Genomic DNA, 17,747 nt, shown 5'->3' on the forward strand with positions numbered 1-17,747 from the left:
TTATCATCAAATATCATCAAGGTTTTTCAAGCCGAGTTTTGCGCGCCACTCATCTACAGCTTGTGAGCGTTCATAATTTCTTTTGCTCGTCCACAGTTTTTCTACTTTTATACTCGGTTTCTTTGATTCTTTCAAGTCTTCAATATCTGGCAATTGACTAAGTATATTATTGACTTTTTTTTGAAATATTACTGAATTTATTTCTTCATCACTATCATCACTATCATCATTATAATTGAGTGTTGATGGTTGAGGTTGGCTCTGACCGTTATACTGTTCTTTGATTTGATTTACTTCTTTTAACAGTTCATCAATTCCCAATGAAGCTAGTATATCTTGTTCCTTTTCTTTGCTTGTTTCAACCACAGACTCCCCTTTTGCAAAATAGCGACCTGTCGATGATTTTCTTTGTGGTTGACCTAAAAATTCATCATCCGTTTTCTTTCGCTGTAATTCTTCTTCTAAGTGCACTTGTTCTAATGCTTCAACTAAATCTTTATCAATACGATTTTGGTTTTGGGGTGGAACAAACGAGTCTATTTCTTTTTTTGATAGTTTTTCTTGGGCTAGTATTTCGCGAACTAAATCATCTGACTTTTCATCGTCTATAGAAAAAAAATCGTTATTGTTTATTTTTTCTGGTGGTTGTTCTTTTTCTGATAGTTGTTCTTTTTCTAATGGATTTAAACAACTATCTAGCTGTTTATTTTTCTTGTCGGTGTTGTATGGTTCTGTTACCGGTACCACTTCAAATTCTGGTTCAAGTTTTTCAGAAAGCACTGCTCCTGCGATTTCGCCTGTTATATAGAATTCTTTTGGTTTTTTATTTTTTTTAATTTTACGAGAACGAAATACACCATTTCCTACACCGCGACCAATTCCTGTCATAGCAAATGCATCGTAAGGGTTACTTGGTTTGCTTTTTCCACGTCCAGAAAAAACAACAAAGTATATGAAAGCTAGTAGTATCAAACAAACAATAATGTATTCCATTTCACCACACTTTTTAGTAATGCTTTCGTTTTCGCGAATTTATATGTCAATTTTACAAAGTTATTAGCCACAGACCATTATTTTTATCTTGGATGGCTCAATAAATATGTGAATAACCAGAGATTTATCTCGGACGTTTGTATGTTGTTAGAACAATATTTCCGTGGGGTTTCCACGAATGTTTTTGGGTTGAGTTTTGCTCAACGAATTACATAACATCTTCTATAAAAATGTAACTATATTCCAGAATACAGATCTCAAAAATAAAAGGCTGTTGTGTCTAGGGATCTTCTATATTATCTTATACGTTGATGCTAAAATCAACATTTTTATCTTTTAAGCTCTGGAATAATTACTACATGTGTAGAAGCGAAGTAACTTATAAATGCAACTTCAAAATTGTTGCACAACCGCAGACTGCGGGAGAAGAAAGCTTTTGTCCGTTATACGTAGTAAAGCCTACTTTGCGATAAAAAGCCTGTGCACGGTGATTACTTTCTTTTACTCCAGCAAGAAGTACTTGAGCACCACTTATGGTAGACCACATTTTTACTTGGTCTAAGATAAGTGTTGCCGTATCTGTTCCTCGATAATTGGAATTTACCCACATGGCAACTAAAAAAGATAGAGATGGATTTTCTAAATCTGCAAGGCCAGTAGCCATACCAACTCCAACACCGTTATCTATAGCAATAGTGGAAAAAGACTTTTCTCCTTTAGCACCATCTTCAGCTCTTTTTTGCCAGTGTTCGTCAGGCATTACTTGCGCTTCTTCAAATATAGTGGAAAATGCTTGAGGAGAATCACAAAGAGCATCTAAACGTACTTGTTTCGCCAATTTCCATTCATTGCTTTTTATCTGTCTTACAACAACAGTCATGGTCTTGAGCCTTTCCCTTGTTTTAGAGTAAAAATTGTGTTAAAAATATATTATGGTGCCCTAGAACTTATGTTTAGGTACTCTATTATAGACTAATTATAGTTGAAAGGGAAAGAAATGCGTAGTAAAAATTTTGTTTGGCAAGTGATACTTGCATGTACCGCAATGTGCGTTATTCATGCTGATTGGCCGCGTTATTTGGGAAATAATTATGGACAGGCAGATGTCAAAATCGCACGTAGTTGGCCAAGTAATGGACCAAAAGTTTTATGGCAACAGAAATTGGGTGTAGGTTATGGCGGAGCATGCATCCATAACAAGGAAGTTTTTCTATTAGATCGAGTGAATAACGAAAAAGATGTTTTGCGTTGTTTTGCTTTGGGTAGTGGTAAGGAATTGTGGTCTGTTTCTTTTGTTGCGCGTGGTCGTCTCTCCTACGATGGATCACGGTCAACACCTGCGGTAAATGATACTCATGTTTATGCATTTGGTCCCTTTGGTGATATATATTGTGTGGACCGTAAGTCGCACAAAGTAGCGTGGACAAAAAGCTTAACTAAAACATATGGTTTTAAGATTCAATCTATACCTCACCGCTGGGGGTTTTCTCAATCGCCTTTACTTCATGATGGTAAGGTTATCCTTTCACCATGTATTTCAAGACGTGTAGGACTTGTGGCTCTTGATGCTAAAACAGGCAAAGAAGTGTGGAATAATAAAGAATTTCGCGGACAAACATATGTATCTCCTATGGTCTATAATATTGGAGGTGTTGAGCAGGTAGTGGTAATGGTTCCGCGCACAATAGCAGGTGTAGATCCTAAAACAGGTAAAACTTTATGGGCATACAAAGAATATAAGAATCCAATACCGATTCCAACAATAACTCCTTTAGGAAATGATCGTTTTTTTATTACAGGAGGTTATAATAGTGGTTCTGTTGTTGTGACGATTAGCAAACAAAATAGTTTGTATAAAGTTAAAACGGAAAAACGTCTTAAAAAAGGCGCACAAATACATCCAGGTGTTTTTATTAACAATCATATATATGTGAACTTAAATGAAAATGCTAATTTAGGAAGTTCACCACCAAATCTTGCCTGTTTAAATTCCCAAGGAAAAATACTATGGGAAAGTAAAAAAGGCTTAGCAATTGGGCGCGGAGGAATGATTACCATTAATGGTTTATTACTTATTTTAGCTGGACAAAGTGGTAAACTACACTTACTGGAACCAAGTCCTGCTGGTGCAAAAGAGTTAGCAACAGCTCAAATTTTTGAACCTAGCCGCCAAAATTATATTTGGGCTCCTATTGCGTTTTCCGACGGAAAATTAGTTATACGCGACCAAACAAATCTCAAATGTCTGGATCTTAAATAGCATATTGTTAGATTAGAATTTGCGATAGGCTATTGTCAGATCACTTATTTGAAAGATAATGACTTTCTTCCAACATCTGCAGGTATTCAATCTGTGGATGTTGGAATTATAAGGAATACGCCTTGTGCGAGTTCAAAATACAAAACCTTTAACCTGTAGAACAGGGAGGTCCGATAAATAATTAAGAAAATTAGCTAAATTGAAAGCAGCAATTTTGTTACTAATAGAATTAGCTAATCCTTTTATAGATCGCCTTTTAGTTGCGGAAAGAGAAAATTCGTTAACTAGAAGATTAATGGTAGTTTCAATAATTTTTCGAGCTTTTTGGAGAAGTTGATTAAGAGCACTTCCACGATTATTATATTCGCGCTGCATGGAAAGAAGTTCAACTCCATATTGTTTCTGAATAAATTTCTGAAACTCTTTACCAACGTAACCTTTATCGCTAATACAGAGAGAATGAGTTTTTATAACACGATGTTCTAGCATCTGTTGAACAACAAATTCAAAAGCTTTAACATCAGACATATTTGCTCCAGTAAGACAAGCAAATATAGGAATGCCTCTGAGATCAGAAACAAGATGACATTTGTAGCCATAATAGTTTGACTTTTTAGAGGCACAATGCCCAAAGTTAGCCCCATAATACTCAAATGGTTGCGATGAACTTTTAAGTCTTTGTAGATTACACAAGGAAATTGGAAAAGAATCTACCAAATAGTACTTTCCTGTGTTAGCACCTACTAAATTACAAAGATGCTGCTGAAAAAAACAAATAATTTCGTGCAAGCGAAATGTTCTTTTTACATACTGCGGACGGCAAATAAATTCTGGAAAAAGATACAGGTAATTTTTACGAATATATCTGTGCCAAGCATTTTGTGAATCTTGTTGACATAGCTCTTTGACTATATTGAGTGTTATTATTTCATCATCTGTGAATTTGGGATTATTGTTGTTACTTCTGCGTAATTGTTTTTGGCCGCCAATGCAATTTAAAAAGTTGTTTACTATGAAGTACACGATTATAAATAACTCTTCAACATTTAGTTTTTCTTTTTCTGAAAACTGGCCTAAAGTTGCCTTTACATCATCAATATTAACTTCAACATTTTTTACTAATTCTAATAGACTCTTTTGTTTCTCTTTACTCTGTGGTATCTTTGACATATAGGTATCCTTTAAATTTGTTTTTTTTATTTGGTATATATAGGATACCTTTTTTCTTACTGCATACTACAAATCAAATTTTCTTTACTATTTTGTATTTTTCAACTCGCACAAGGCGTAAGGAATGGTAAATGTTGGCGAGTTTTGTGAGCGAATTTGAAGTTTGTAAAGTCATGTTAATATGTTAAACAATGATCTTGTCGGCTACCGCGATCAACACGAGAAGCAAAAAAGTACTCATATCTAAATCCTCAATAATTTTTCATCATATTCTAGTTCCTTGAGCGATAAATTAGGGTCTGTTATTAGTTAGAGCGTGTCGACATTTAACTTTCCAGCAAATTCGGCACTTTCGAATACTACCTTCGTTGTTTTTTCGTTATATAACGAAAACTATGCGCCTTAAAAACGCCTCGCTATTACTCGAATTTCAAAAAAACCTAAATGTCGACACGGTCTATTCAAAGTATTTGTCTATTTTTTTCTTCGAACCTGCTTGCCGTTGACTTAAGTTTTAAAACTTTTCAAATAAATAGCTTAGCGATTGCGTTATTTCGGTTAAAGTTGGAAAATTCAGTAAGAAAAAATCAATTTCCCATAGTGGATTTCGAGTCAAGTTTGAATGACAAGATTTGTAAGTCTTTTAATTTTTAGACCTTAGGTTGTAAATATTTTCATCGCATAAATTTATCTTCTTTACAATATAATTATATTGAGTACAGTGGTTTTCAATTGTAGCAAGACCTCGCAAATTGTTAAAACTTGCGTATACAAGTTCACATTTTCTTGTCGATAGGTAGAAGTAACATGAATAAAGTTATGTTTAATTCGGAATTAACAAGTGTTCACAATGATAGTACACCGTTTACAGATTCTTCACTTGCTCGGTCGTATATGCACTTTTATGGTTTAGCAAACGAGAAAGACAACATGTTTTTTGCAAGTGCAGAAGACTATAACGAGGGAAAAATTTGCGGTTATTGGATGCCACAGGGAGAAAAATGGATTCCTGTGGTCGAAGAGGTTGCTGTAAATTTTGTTTTTAATAAACTTGATTGTTTTGATGATACGCATGCACGAGTACTTAATGATTTGCGTGAACGGGGTGTTCTTATTTATGGTGATTGTAGATTAGGGGAGTTTGTTGCTGATAAATGGAAATGTTACGAAGAGTTTGCTGACTATTTTTCCTTAACAGAACGCATTCACAAAAAAGAAAGTGCACAAGAACAAATACAAAAGTTTTTTGAACGTATGGATTCTTTTTATGCTGAGCACAATAACGCGGTTATTTTAAAACCAATTAGTGGTTGGCAAGCGCGAGGAATTCACTTAGTTACTCGTGAAAACGGTAAGCTACAGTTACGTCATTTATTTGGACAACTCATAGAAGAAGAAAACTTAATTGCGCATATTTTTGAATTGTTTACAGAAGTTCCCTACATCATTCAAGCATATGTTGATACCAAAGGTGGTATTCCTGAAATAGGTTTGGGAGAGGTGGCATTTCACGACGTTCGTTTTGTTTTTTATATTAAAGAGTCTGGCGTTGCTCAATTTGTTCAACTTTATTTGAAAACACCGCAAGGCATGGTTTATTATCCTGTGGAGCAATTTCCACAAGAGGTTTTTTCCGTAGTTGAACCTGTGGCGACTAAAATAGCAACAATGTTTTCCTTTGGGGTTTTCTCTGTAGACGTTATGCGTGATCGTGGTGGAAATTGGTACTTAACAGAACTCAACGATCAAATAGGTTTTAACATCAACTGGCAAAAAACTAGTGATGTGCAAAATGTAACTCATTTAATGATGACTTTTTTGGAAGATATGTCGCGATTACAGCGAAGTTTCTCCCAGTGATGCGATGATTATCGAATGATTATTTTGTGGTTGTTTCCTTTTTCAAAGATTTTAGGAAAATAAAATGGATATTATACAAGTAAAACCTATTGGTTGGATTGAAAACTCCGTAAAGCAAATTCGAGATGATCATTGGGGGAGCATAGAATCTACTATATGTTTAGATGATAAACAATTTACAAGTGCATCTTTAGCTACCCTTGATAGTTTTTCTCACGTCGTCGTTCTTTTTTATATGCACAAAGTTAGCGAAGAAAAAATTCAGTATCTTGCTCGACATCCTCGAAATCAAAAGCACTGGCCTAAAGTTGGTATTTTTGCACAAAGAGCTAAGAGCCGTCCAAATAAAATAGGTGTATCTGTTTGTAAAATTGTTTGTGTAAAGGATCTTAAAGTTATTGTTGTTGGGCTTGATGCTATTGATAAAACACCTGTTTTAGATATAAAACCGTATATGGAAGAATTTGCGCCAAAAAGTTCTATTGAGCAACCGTCTTGGAGTCGCGAACTTATGAAAAATTACTATTTGTGATAAATAAGTGCAGATTAAAATCTATTCTAGACTATTGAAAATACTAGAATTTTGTTATTACTTTTTTGAAACAGTTCGAAGAAGAACTTAAGTATGTAGTGGTGTGGTTAATTTGTAGTTATTGGGTTGTAGACGATCAAATCTGTTAGAGTAGGAATATTTGCGAATATAGTTGAAAGTTCAATGCTACTATCGCTTTTTTAATGTTTAATGATTTTAAGTATGTTACAATATTTGTTTTAAGTGACCTGTTAAAAGTATTTATCTATTCAACTTTATTCTTTTATTTTCTGGTTTGGTTGTGTGATTACAGCTGTGCGTTCTTGTTGTCGCGCTAGAAAATGGATCTTCGTATTGAATTATGTAACTACTTTTGTTAGGTGACTTAGATGTAAATTTCTCTTAATTTTTGTACCTTAAGAACTTAAATTTTACAGGTATTTAAAATATGTAACTTGAATATAACGGAGGCAAACTTGAAGAAAATAGCATTTTTGATAATAGTTGTGTGTACTTGTACTGTTCTTTTCTTTTGGCAAGATGTTTCCGCGTATTTAGCAAAATATAGTGCATTTCTCAACCAAGATAATACTACAAATTTTGTTGCCAAAAAAGATAATGATGTATTGATGAACACTGAGAAAAACACTAGTAAACAAGATACAGCGGCTAATAAAAAGAATAACGATTTGTTTACAAAAGACCGAAAGAATATTGAAGTTACAGAGAACAATGAGGAAGTGTCGTATCCTGTATCAGACTTGGTAAAAAGGGAAGAAAACCCAAAACCAAATGTAAAAAAGATAGAAGAGCAAGTACAAGAAAGTCCTAACGAAAAATTCATAGATAAAACTATAAATGATGAGCGTAATCATGAAAAATTTGAACAAAAAGTCGAAGTTGAAAAAAAGGACATTTATGATAGAGAAAACAATGATCAAGATGATGCTGTAGTCCAAAATAACAACCCTGAGGACAAAAGTTCAAATGGCGATGAAGACGATGAAGTTGCAGATAATGATTTTGAGGATAAAAGTTCAAATGGCGATGAAGACGATGAAGTCGCAGATAATGATTTTGAGGACAGAAGCTCAAATGGCAATGAAAACGATGAAGTTGCAGATAATGATTTTGAAGACAGAAGCTCAAACGACGATGATGATTTTGATGATAGAGGTTTAGACGTCAATGAAAATGACGAGGTTGTAGATACTGACTTTGATGATAAGGGTTCAGGCGATAATAAAAGTGATGAAATTGCAGATGACTTTGACGGGAAAAACTCAAGCGATGATGAAAGCGACCAGGTTGTAGATAACGATTTTAATGAGGGTGTAGACGATAATTTTGAAAGCGATTTTGAAAAAGAATTTGCACAGATAGAAGAAGACGAAGCGGTTGAAGATGGTGGTGTTGTTGAAGATAATCGCGATAGAGAAACGAATAATGAGGAATTAGCTGTTTCTCAAAAAACTTATGAAATGATTAAAAATGCGTATGCAAAAAATAATTTATATTTAGTTCACAAGTTGATTAAGAGCCTGAAAAATAAAAGAGATCCTCGTTTTAAAACTTTATACAATGAAATAAAGTTGTACCGTAAAAGTTTGCGCAAGAAAGAAGTAAGTGATCAAATAAAAAATTGGTCGCGATTTACTAAAGAGTATCCACAAAGTGTCCATATTAAGTTTGCTGAAAGTAAGTTGTTATTTGCTCTCGGAAGACATTTGCACAAGATGTCTAAAAAAGAGCGCCATGCAAGTGAAATACTCCAAGATTTACCTCAAAATACCAAAGATTTGATCGATCTAGCCATTTTGGTATGGAAAAATAGTAGCAATAAATCTTATTTGATGTTGAAGTCTGCGCAAGAAAAAATTGAGGAATCTGATGGGGCTTTACATCAGGGAATACGAGGATTACAATACTATTTTTATTTGCGTGACATCCGACGTAATTTACGAGATGGTGATTATAAAGTGGCGATGGTACTTAAGTTTGGTGTTAGTGAAGATGCACAGTTAGATGCACACTTTTTGCTTCAATCTTTGGAAAATAAGATTCTTATTCAAAAAGAAAAAGAAGAGTATGAAAAAGCTTTAAAGTATAGGAAAGATGAACAGTATCGCAAAGCATTTTCTATACTCAATAAAATTAAGACACAAGCAAGTGGTTATTATAGAGACAAAGCAGACTATCAAATTTCCCAGATAACGGCTATTATTATAAAAAATGGACTAGTCATTGCAGAAAAGTTAGCTGAAGAGAAAAAGTTTTCTGCCGCTGTGGAAGAATACAAATCGCTGCAAAAGTATGCTTTGAGTTATGAGCAAAAACAGCTTTTAGATGAAAAAATATCGCGCGGTCAGAAAAACGAGTTCCAGTTTCACTATGAGGCTGCTCAACAAGCATTTAGCGATAAAAAATATAGACTATGTTTGACTGAAATTGTAAAAGCAGAAAATCTTTCTAAGGATAAATCAGATATTTATTTACAAGAACTTAGGAAGTTGATTGAAAAACGCGTATTTCAAGCACATGAAAAGACCATTCGTGTGCTTATAGATGAAGAGAAACTTACTGACGCAGAAGCCTATATATACAAAATATACAGCCAACATTCTCCTAGCACTGAACATCGAAATCAAATCGCAAAATATACTGAATTTATGACAATTTATCCTAAGATCATTGAAGCTTTTAAGAAAAAAGAATATGCAAAGTGTGTTGAGTTTTGCCAAAGAGCACTCAAGTATTATGAAAGCAATCCACGAATAAATAGGGTGCATAATTTTGCTATAGAAGAAACAAATGCCGTTACGCGCCATATTCAAGAAGCCAGGGATGCTATTTATCGCGGTGATATTGTTCGCGCTCTAAAAGAGCTTAACTACTGCAAAAAAATCTCTCGTGTCGAAATAGGTGAACTAGACGAACTTCGGGATACTTGGTTTTTGAACCTAGCAGAAAAATACGATGAAGACCTTATTCGCAATTTAATGTTTTTTGTTAAGAAAAAAGACACATGGATTCTTGATATGACAAGCACTGCTTGGGAGAAATTATCTTTTGATGATAAGGTAAAACTAAGCAGTGACTACCAAAAAGCATATGCTGTGCAAGATAATGTCCCAGTTGAAAATACATTCACTATTGAAAAAGTTGATTTTGAAATGGTGTTTATTCCTCCGGCAAGGTTCTTCATGGGTTCTCCAAGTGATGAAGTAGATCGTTTTACTGATGAGTTACGTCGTACTATAACGATTGACACTGCTTATTGGATGGGAAAGACAGAAGTTTCTGTAGAGCAGTGGTATGGAGTTACTGGAAGAAAAATACATCATTTGGAAGTTTCGGACAAAGAAGCTGCGAGTACACCTGCTTCTCATGTGAGTTGGGAAGATATTCAGCGCTATTTCTTGAGTAAAGCTCATGAGTCTTTTCGGTTACCAACAGAGGCAGAATGGGAGTATACTTGTAGAGCAGGAACACAAACGCGTTTTTATTGGGGAAAAGACCCTAATTATAAAAAGATAAACGATTACGCTTGGTATAACGAAAATACTGAAAAAGCAGGTGAAGCATTTGTTCATAAAATTGCCACTAAAAAACCAAATCATTGGGGTTTACATGATATGAGTGGTAATTTATATGAGTGGTGTAACGATTGGAGCGCTCCTTACTCAAAAACAAATGTCGTGAATCCTCAAGGACCAAATAAAGGCAAGATGAAGGTTTACCGTGGAGGGCTGTGGTTTCATCATGGCAAATATTGTCGTTCTGCGGCGAGAGTGAGCTATTATCCAGACTATAGAGGTTATTATATTGGGTTTCGTTTATTTAGACGTCATACAGACCATAAAATTGTTGTCGCTAAAATGGATTGGGTGGCTTCTTCTGTTGTTGAAAAAGTATTGAAAAACACAATTGAAAAAGAGTTTAATATTCCCGTTGAATTTTTACCTGTATCTCAATTGGAAGTTTGGCAAAAATTAGAAACAGGCATTGTCGATATACACCCTGATGTGTGGTTACCGAACCACCAAGAAAAATTTGAGGAGTATGTTGAAAAAAAGAAGAGTATACATGCAAGATTAAGTTATCGCAACGCTTTTCAAGGGTTTTACATTCCTGAGTACATTGCTGACAAACACAACATCTACCATGTGCGCGATTTACAAGGAAAAGAACATTTATTCGATATTAATAATGATGATGTTGGAGATATTTGGGTAGGGGAACCCAAGTGGCTAACTAGTAAAATTAACGAGGTAAAAGTCAAAAGCTATCAACTAAATCTTAATCCACTTACTCTTTATGAATCAGAAATTGTGGATATCGTTCGCGATAGAGTTCTCAATAGAAAACCTGTTCTGTTCTATAGCTGGGAACCAAACCCTATTGTCGAATGGTCAACTCTGAGACGTTTAGAAGAACCAGAATACGATGTCGAAAAGTGGAGTTTTAATCAAGATGATATTGAGAATTCAAAAATAAGTTGCGGGTATCCCAGAGCCTCTGTTTATATGCTTGCTTCTTCTCATTTAAAAGAAAGACATCCTCAAGTATTCAAATTTCTAATGAATTGGTACTTTCCTATCGAAGAATTAAAGGGTTTAATGTTGAAAGTGGAAAGTATTACTAAAACAGCTTCAGGTCCAGAAATTACTGAGATTATTACCACATGGATAGAAGAAAATCCTAGTATCATACGTGACTGGCTAAGAGGTGTTCGTTAAAGGTTAGTATTATGGATATACAAAAAAAATTACTCGAAGAATGTTACACGATGATTTCTTATTTGCAAAAACATCAAAAGGAATTACCGTCTCAAGTAAGTATACAAATGGAAATAGCTTTTTCGCAAAAACATGTAAGTAGTTTGCAAAAATTACACTCTGAATTACAAAAACTTATTTCTCCAGCATTGTTAGAAAACCTTGTAAAAGAGACATCGTTTTTTTCTTTGACACTTACACGTTTTTCATTAGTCATTTTTACCACTGGTTTTATTGGATTTTTAGTATTTAGTATTCTAGCCTCTTTTAATTTGAGTTCAGTGTCCATTACTCATCATGGTATTTTATTGAGCTCTGTTTTTGTTGCAAATAGTCTTTATTTGTTATATGAATTAAAAGATCTTGTTGATGATTACGCCTTAACAACGGCTATAAAAACGAATTTGTGGCTTAGGTTTTGCGTAGGTATCTTTCCCTCTGTTGTATTAGTAGAGCTTATTTTTACAGATGTAAAAATTATGCAACAACCACTACTTGTAACAACATTGTTTGTGTTTTTGTTTCCATTTGCAATATTTCATATTTGGGATATTAGTTTTGCATTTATAAATAAGATCTTTTTTGCAGAAAAAACAGACGTAAAAAAACAATTGATGAGAGAAATAATGGTTCTACATCGTTACTTTCCTAACTCAGAAGAAGCTTATTTTCAGTGTTATAATATTCAAAATTTTTTACGCGAGCACGGTTTGCTAGATGAAATAGAATTTCTTGATGAGTACGCAAAGAAAGACACTGATGTATATCTAAAACTATTATTATCCACTCACATTGTTGAAAATAAGGTCGCCAGTAATAATGATGATAAAGATACTAATATAGACGCTATTGTTGATGTTCATATACAAAAAACTTTGCGGAATTTGCGAGAAAATAAAGTAGAGCAAAATATCGAAAAATACGAGGATGTTAAACCAAAAAAACAAAGTAATGAAATTTTCGAAAAAGAATTTGTGCGAATTAGGAATAAGAAAAATGCCAAATCTTGTCGTTTATGAATCTAACTATCAATGTATTCGCGATCATTTACAACACCTAAATTTAGTGTTAGCAAAAATGCTGTTAGTGCGCGAGAAAAATTCAAAAGAGCTATATATTTCTCAAGAAGAAGTGTGGGAGGTTATGGATCATATTGAAGAATTCGTTCAATGTGATAATGAGCAGCTTATTTCTAGTATCGAAGAAGCCAAAAAAATCATTTCTACTCGTAGACAAATGTCAATAGAGAAGCACCAAGATTTTCCATTTTTGAAGTTACATTCCCTCTTTGAGCTAAACGAAGATGAGATTTTTATCGTGTCTATGTTGTTATCTTGTTTCATAAATCCTAAATATAAAACAATATACGCATACTTAAATAATGATATTACTCAAAAAATTCCTACTGTTGATTTGGTATTAGATACAATCTCTAGAAGTAGTGAGGAACGTTTTACAAAACAACGTTATTTTCATAGTTCATCTCCACTGATTCGCAATCAGATACTACATGTGGATAATAATAATTTATCCTTAGATTCTAGGTTTAAGGATTGGTTATTTTGTATTGATTGTATTGATATGAGAGTTAAAAAATTTATAGAAATTTATCAACCAAAATATCTCAATATTTCTCCTCAAGAACTTATAAATATACCAACGAACCAAATTACATGGTTGACTGGTATATGTTTGCAAGAAAAGGTTCGTTGGATACATCATTTGACCCAAAGAGAAGTTATTGTGTGTTATCTAGATGAAATTTTATTACAAAATGATTTTTATAGTACTCTTGATTTAGTATTTAGAGAAGTACGATTGCGAAAAGCCTGTGTATTTTTTGGTAATGGAAGTGCTGTTTCTAACCACGCGCTACGTGATATGTTGATGCGTTATTTTAGAAATCAATTGGTTCCGATGTATTTTTGTGGAGAGAATCTTTGTGGACCTGAATACGAAGTGTACCACGTATCTATTCCAAAATATAAAGAGCGTTTGCAAATATGGAATCTTTTTGTAAAGAACTCTTTAAAAGATACTGAAGTAGATTCGCTTGCTAAAAAATACTCGCTGTCTTTTTCGCAAATTAAGATGTGTTTTGATAAGTGGAAGACTAAAAACAAAACCTTGGCTGAAATATGCAAAGAATTTGTGGCACCTAAAAAATCAAATCTAATTGAGTATGTTGCACCTCATTATAAATGGAAAGATGCTGTTTTTTCTAAAAGCAAGAAGCAAGAGTTAAAAGAAATTAGTTACTGCATTGAACACAAAGACTTTGTACTTAATAATTGGAATTTTCAAAGCAAGTTAGCTGGCAAACAAGGAATAAATGTCGTTTTTAGTGGTGGTCCAGGAACAGGAAAAACGATGACCGCAAATATTTTAGCCGGTAGTAACAAGATGAGTTTATACAAAATAGACACTGCTAGTATTGTTGATAAATATATTGGTGAGACGGAAAAAAAATTAAAAGTGGTTTTTGAACAAGTAGAAAATACTAATAGTATTTTGTTTTTTGACGAAGCCGATTCTTTATTTGGCAAAAGAGGAGAAGTTCAACGTGCTCAAGATCGTTATGCTAACGTAACAGTTAGTTATCTACTACAAAAAATAGAAGAGCATAGCGGCGTCATTATTTTAGCAACTAATTTAGTTGAAAATTTAGATAAGGCATTTGTTCGTCGAATGAATTTTGTTGTACAGTTTCCTCACCCAAATACAAAACAACGAGTGGGAATATGGAAAAAAATATTTCCTGAAGAAGTGCCTAAAAAAAATATAGATTATGCTTTTTTGGCTGATAAAGTGAATCTTTCAGGTGGCTACATAAAGAATATTGCTTGGTTAGCTTGTTTTTATGCTGCAAAGCAAGACAAAGTTTTACAAATGTCTCATATTATCCAGTCAATTCGCCGCGAGTATCAAAAAATAGGAAAAGCATTTTTAGATTCAGATTTTGCCCCTTATGTGTAGGAATAGGAATACTAATATTTGTAACATTTGTTTTAACTGTGCATGTGAATTTCTTTTTTCATTTTCTTAATTTTTTGGAATTATTATGTCCACTGTTTTTCGAGATATTAATACAACATTAAAAAAATTATTGTCAAAAAACTTATCGAGTTTGGTAGATGAGAATTCGATTATTTTTAGTCAACCCGACCAAGTTGAATCTTCAGGAAGCACACAAATATGTATGTTTCTTTATCGGTTTCAACCAAATGTTCATATGCGCAATGTACCACCAAGGTACGAGAAAAACAAAATGATTGATCCACCTTTAATTATGGATCTTCACTATATGGTGATTCCGTATGCAAAGGATTATGAAACGGAGTTAATGCTACTCGAAAGAATTATGGCAACACTTCACGATTACTCAAATTTAAAAGGTGATATGCTTGAAGGTGATCTTGAGACGACAGGAAATACACGCGTAAAGGTTTTGCAAAATTTGAAAGGCACAGAGGAAACACAGCCACTACTTGGTTCAGTAATGAAAGAAAAATTTAAATTGGCTGCCCATTATGTAATAACTCCAGTGCAAATTCCTTCAAGTAAAGCTGCTGAAGCTAAGTTAGTAGCAAAAAGAATTATTGATGTTAAAGATATTGAAGAGTTAAAAAAAGAAGAAGAAAAAATAAAAGAAGCGAAGAAAAAAGCGCGTACTGAACACATGAAAAAATTATGGGAAGAGCAGCGAAAAGCCTATATAGAAGAAGATGAGGACGAGGACGAAGATTACGACGAAGATGAAGATGAAGATGAAGACGAAGACGAAGACGATTACGACGAGGATGAAGACGGTGACGACGACGATGACGATGACGATGACGATGAAGACGACGACGATGATGATGAAGACGACGACGATGATGATGAAGACGACGACGATGATGATGAAGACGACGACGATGATGATGAAGACGACGAAGATGAAGATGAAGATGAAGATGAAGATGAAGATGAAGATGACGATGATGAAGACGGCGACGATGATGAAGACGGCGACGATGAAGACGATGAAGAAGACGATGAAGATGATAGCGAAAACACTAAGTCATAATGGGAAGAGTTTGGCTATCTACAGAAATGATCTTGACAATAAGCATTAGTTGAATCTACAATAATTTGTGTCTTACAGACACACTAACATATTTAGAGTTTATTTTATAAGTGGCCTGACAAAAGGAGAACACAATTGAGATATTTTGTTATATTACTAAGTTTAGCGCTTGCTAACTTTGTTGTATGTGCTGAGTACGATTATGAGTTTGAGGACAAAACAGATGCAAATGGCATTTATAGCTCAGAAGGCGAATTTGATGGTTATAATGTTAAAATTCGCAAAATTAAGTTAATAGATACAGATGCAGATAATTTACTAATCACTAATGGTAAAGGTGTTCAGTATTGGAATGGTCCTCTAAAAGCTGGTGTAATGCAGAGCACTCAAAATACAAATACCAAGACAAAATACATGACCATGAAACTTACAGGGAAAAGCAATACTTCATTTAAATGCTTGATTGTAGTTGAATGGCGATGGGGCTGGTTGCAAAAACCTATGATGATGAAAATGACTATCAGGTCTTCTGGAAAAGTAAGTAGCAAAGATTCAAAAATGCTAGGAACTGTTCGCAATACAGAAGAAAAGATCAGTCCACTTGCAGAAGCTTTGATTGGTGGGGATGATGGTACATTTAGACTAAATTTTAAAGACAATACAGATGATAGTGGTTATGTAAGTACTAAGCCGCAAAGTATTAATCCAAAAGGTCTGAGTCCACAAATCGCCCTTCTTATTGTTGACCATGAGTTTAGAAATGTTGAGTTGTTAGTAAATGATACAGTCTTCCATCCTGAATTTTCTATTAAATTCAATGGTCGCTACATTTATAAAATCAATTTACCTGTACAAAGCAACACTGAGTTAAAGCTTAATCTTACTGCAGAAGGTGGTAAGCCTGCTTCCGTAACCAACTTTATATTGATTTACAAAGACACAAAGTAAGTAGACGATAACCAGACAATATGTCTGGTTATCGTTCAAACTCTATTTATTTTGTTTTAACTGTAAAACATATAAATTATTATTATTGTAACCGATTACACAATCATCTACTAACTGCGTATCTTTTAATAAAATAGGAAAATAAGCACTAAGTCCATTGTATTTTATACACATAAATTCTCCAGAATTATCTATGTCAAACGAATGTTTCTCTTGTACTGTATCACATTTTTGTCCTGTAAAAGTCCACGCTTGAGAAGCTTCTTCTACTTGACAAACGACGTACGTGGCATAAGCAATCATTTTATCGACTGGATTAGACGTCGAAACCTCATGTAATAATGCGAGTGTTGTGGTATCCCAAAAACGTAAAAAACCGTCGCTACCGCTTGAAACAATTTTTTGTCCACTATGTTCCACTGCAATTGATTTTATATAACCACTATGTGCTTTTATTCGCTTTATTTTATCATCGCGTAGCCAAATAGTACCATCCATATGCCCAGCAACAATAGTGTTTGCGTTATGATTTGCAGCTACACACATAATGCGACTCTTTTCGCTATCTAAGTTCTCAATGCATTTGCCTGTTGTAGTATCCCAAACTTCTATGGTAGTTCCTTCACTTCCTCCTGCAGAAATAAATCTTTTTGTGTCAGGAGTAATTGCAATACTCTCTAGATGACCTTTTTGCCTAGGAATAGAATGCATCAATGTTCCTTTTTTAAGATCCCAAATCTTTGCAAAGTGATCTTTTCCCCAAGATAATATTTTGTTTATCTGAACTTACAGAATAGCTTTCTATATCGTTGCTATGTCCTTTAAGTGCATAAAGTGGATTATTAATATTATTGAGGTTCCAAACGCGTATCGATGAATCCCAGGAAGCAGTATAAAGTGTATTATTATCTAAACACATTGCGCTTACCCAGCCATCGTAAATTGGTTATCGTTTTGATCTTCTAAACCCCAAATACCAACAGTTTTATCAAACGAACATGAAAGCAAAGTATCGTTGTGGAGACATAGATCGCTAATAATATCGGTATGCCTTTCTAAAGTAAACGTAGGTGAAGATTTTATAGATAGCTTTTCTGGACAAATATTCCATTTTGATATTGTCTTGTTTTCTAAAGA

General features: G+C 34.0%; 13 protein-coding genes. 8 read left to right on the forward strand and 5 right to left on the reverse strand.

Features of this window, described 5'->3' with window-relative positions:
* Positions 1-6 precede the first annotated feature (6 nt).
* Complete coding sequence (locus UABHE_RS16345) at positions 7-993, reverse strand: hypothetical protein (protein ID WP_372371401.1); 987 nt, start codon at positions 991-993, stop codon at positions 7-9.
* A 379-nt stretch (positions 994-1,372) separates the two neighbouring features.
* On the reverse strand, positions 1,373-1,873 hold the full coding sequence (locus UABHE_RS16350; RefSeq protein ID WP_372371402.1) for a GNAT family N-acetyltransferase: 501 nt from the start codon (positions 1,871-1,873) through the stop codon (positions 1,373-1,375).
* Positions 1,874-1,990: 117 nt separating this feature from the next.
* Between UABHE_RS16350 and UABHE_RS16355 the strand changes: the two genes are divergently transcribed.
* Entirely contained in the window at positions 1,991-3,253 is a 1,263-nt protein-coding gene (locus UABHE_RS16355; protein WP_372371403.1) for a PQQ-binding-like beta-propeller repeat protein, read from the forward strand.
* Between the two features lie 132 nt (positions 3,254-3,385).
* Here the strand turns inward: UABHE_RS16355 and UABHE_RS16360 are convergent, their stop codons facing one another.
* Positions 3,386-4,423 (reverse strand): IS982 family transposase, encoded by a 1,038-nt coding sequence (locus UABHE_RS16360; RefSeq protein ID WP_372364909.1) that lies wholly within the window; start codon positions 4,421-4,423, stop codon positions 3,386-3,388.
* Between the two features lie 807 nt (positions 4,424-5,230).
* On the opposite strand from UABHE_RS16360, the gene UABHE_RS16365 reads away from it, so the two are divergent.
* The 7 genes from UABHE_RS16365 (at position 5,231) to UABHE_RS16395 (ending at position 16,610) form a co-directional block, all read left to right on the forward strand.
* On the forward strand, positions 5,231-6,283 hold the full coding sequence (locus tag UABHE_RS16365) for a hypothetical protein (protein WP_372371404.1): 1,053 nt from the start codon (positions 5,231-5,233) through the stop codon (positions 6,281-6,283).
* 70 nt (positions 6,284-6,353) lie between these two features.
* A complete protein-coding gene (locus UABHE_RS16370; RefSeq protein ID WP_372371624.1) occupies positions 6,354-6,815 on the forward strand; it encodes an SAM-dependent methyltransferase in 462 nt (153 codons plus the stop codon).
* Between the two features lie 476 nt (positions 6,816-7,291).
* A complete protein-coding gene (locus UABHE_RS16375) occupies positions 7,292-11,554 on the forward strand; it encodes an SUMF1/EgtB/PvdO family nonheme iron enzyme (protein ID WP_372371405.1) in 4,263 nt (1,420 codons plus the stop codon).
* An 11-nt stretch (positions 11,555-11,565) separates the two neighbouring features.
* Positions 11,566-12,612: a hypothetical protein gene (locus tag UABHE_RS16380; protein WP_372371406.1), complete on the forward strand. Its 1,047-nt coding sequence runs from the start codon at positions 11,566-11,568 to the stop codon at positions 12,610-12,612.
* Positions 12,590-14,569 (forward strand): ATP-binding protein, encoded by a 1,980-nt coding sequence (locus UABHE_RS16385; protein ID WP_372371407.1) that lies wholly within the window; start codon positions 12,590-12,592, stop codon positions 14,567-14,569. The genes UABHE_RS16380 and UABHE_RS16385 overlap by 23 nt, the downstream gene beginning before the upstream one ends.
* A gap of 85 nt (positions 14,570-14,654) precedes the next feature.
* Positions 14,655-15,662: a DUF4255 domain-containing protein gene (locus UABHE_RS16390; RefSeq protein ID WP_372371408.1), complete on the forward strand. Its 1,008-nt coding sequence runs from the start codon at positions 14,655-14,657 to the stop codon at positions 15,660-15,662.
* A gap of 135 nt (positions 15,663-15,797) precedes the next feature.
* Positions 15,798-16,610 carry a hypothetical protein gene (locus UABHE_RS16395; RefSeq protein ID WP_372371409.1) on the forward strand — a complete coding sequence of 271 codons (813 nt, stop codon included), beginning with the start codon at positions 15,798-15,800 and terminating at the stop codon, positions 16,608-16,610.
* Between the two features lie 42 nt (positions 16,611-16,652).
* On the opposite strand, the gene UABHE_RS16400 is transcribed toward UABHE_RS16395, so the two are convergent.
* The gene (locus UABHE_RS16400) at positions 16,653-17,321 is read right to left on the reverse strand and encodes a WD40 repeat domain-containing protein (RefSeq protein ID WP_372371410.1); all 669 of its coding nucleotides are present in this window, start codon (positions 17,319-17,321) and stop codon (positions 16,653-16,655) included.
* A gap of 13 nt (positions 17,322-17,334) precedes the next feature.
* Entirely contained in the window at positions 17,335-17,553 is a 219-nt protein-coding gene (locus tag UABHE_RS16405; protein ID WP_372371626.1) for a hypothetical protein, read from the reverse strand.
* Positions 17,554-17,747 lie beyond the last annotated feature (194 nt).

Source organism: Candidatus Uabimicrobium helgolandensis, from assembly GCF_041508025.1.
Taxonomy (GTDB): Bacteria; Planctomycetota; Uabimicrobiia; order Uabimicrobiales; family Uabimicrobiaceae; genus Uabimicrobium; species Uabimicrobium helgolandensis.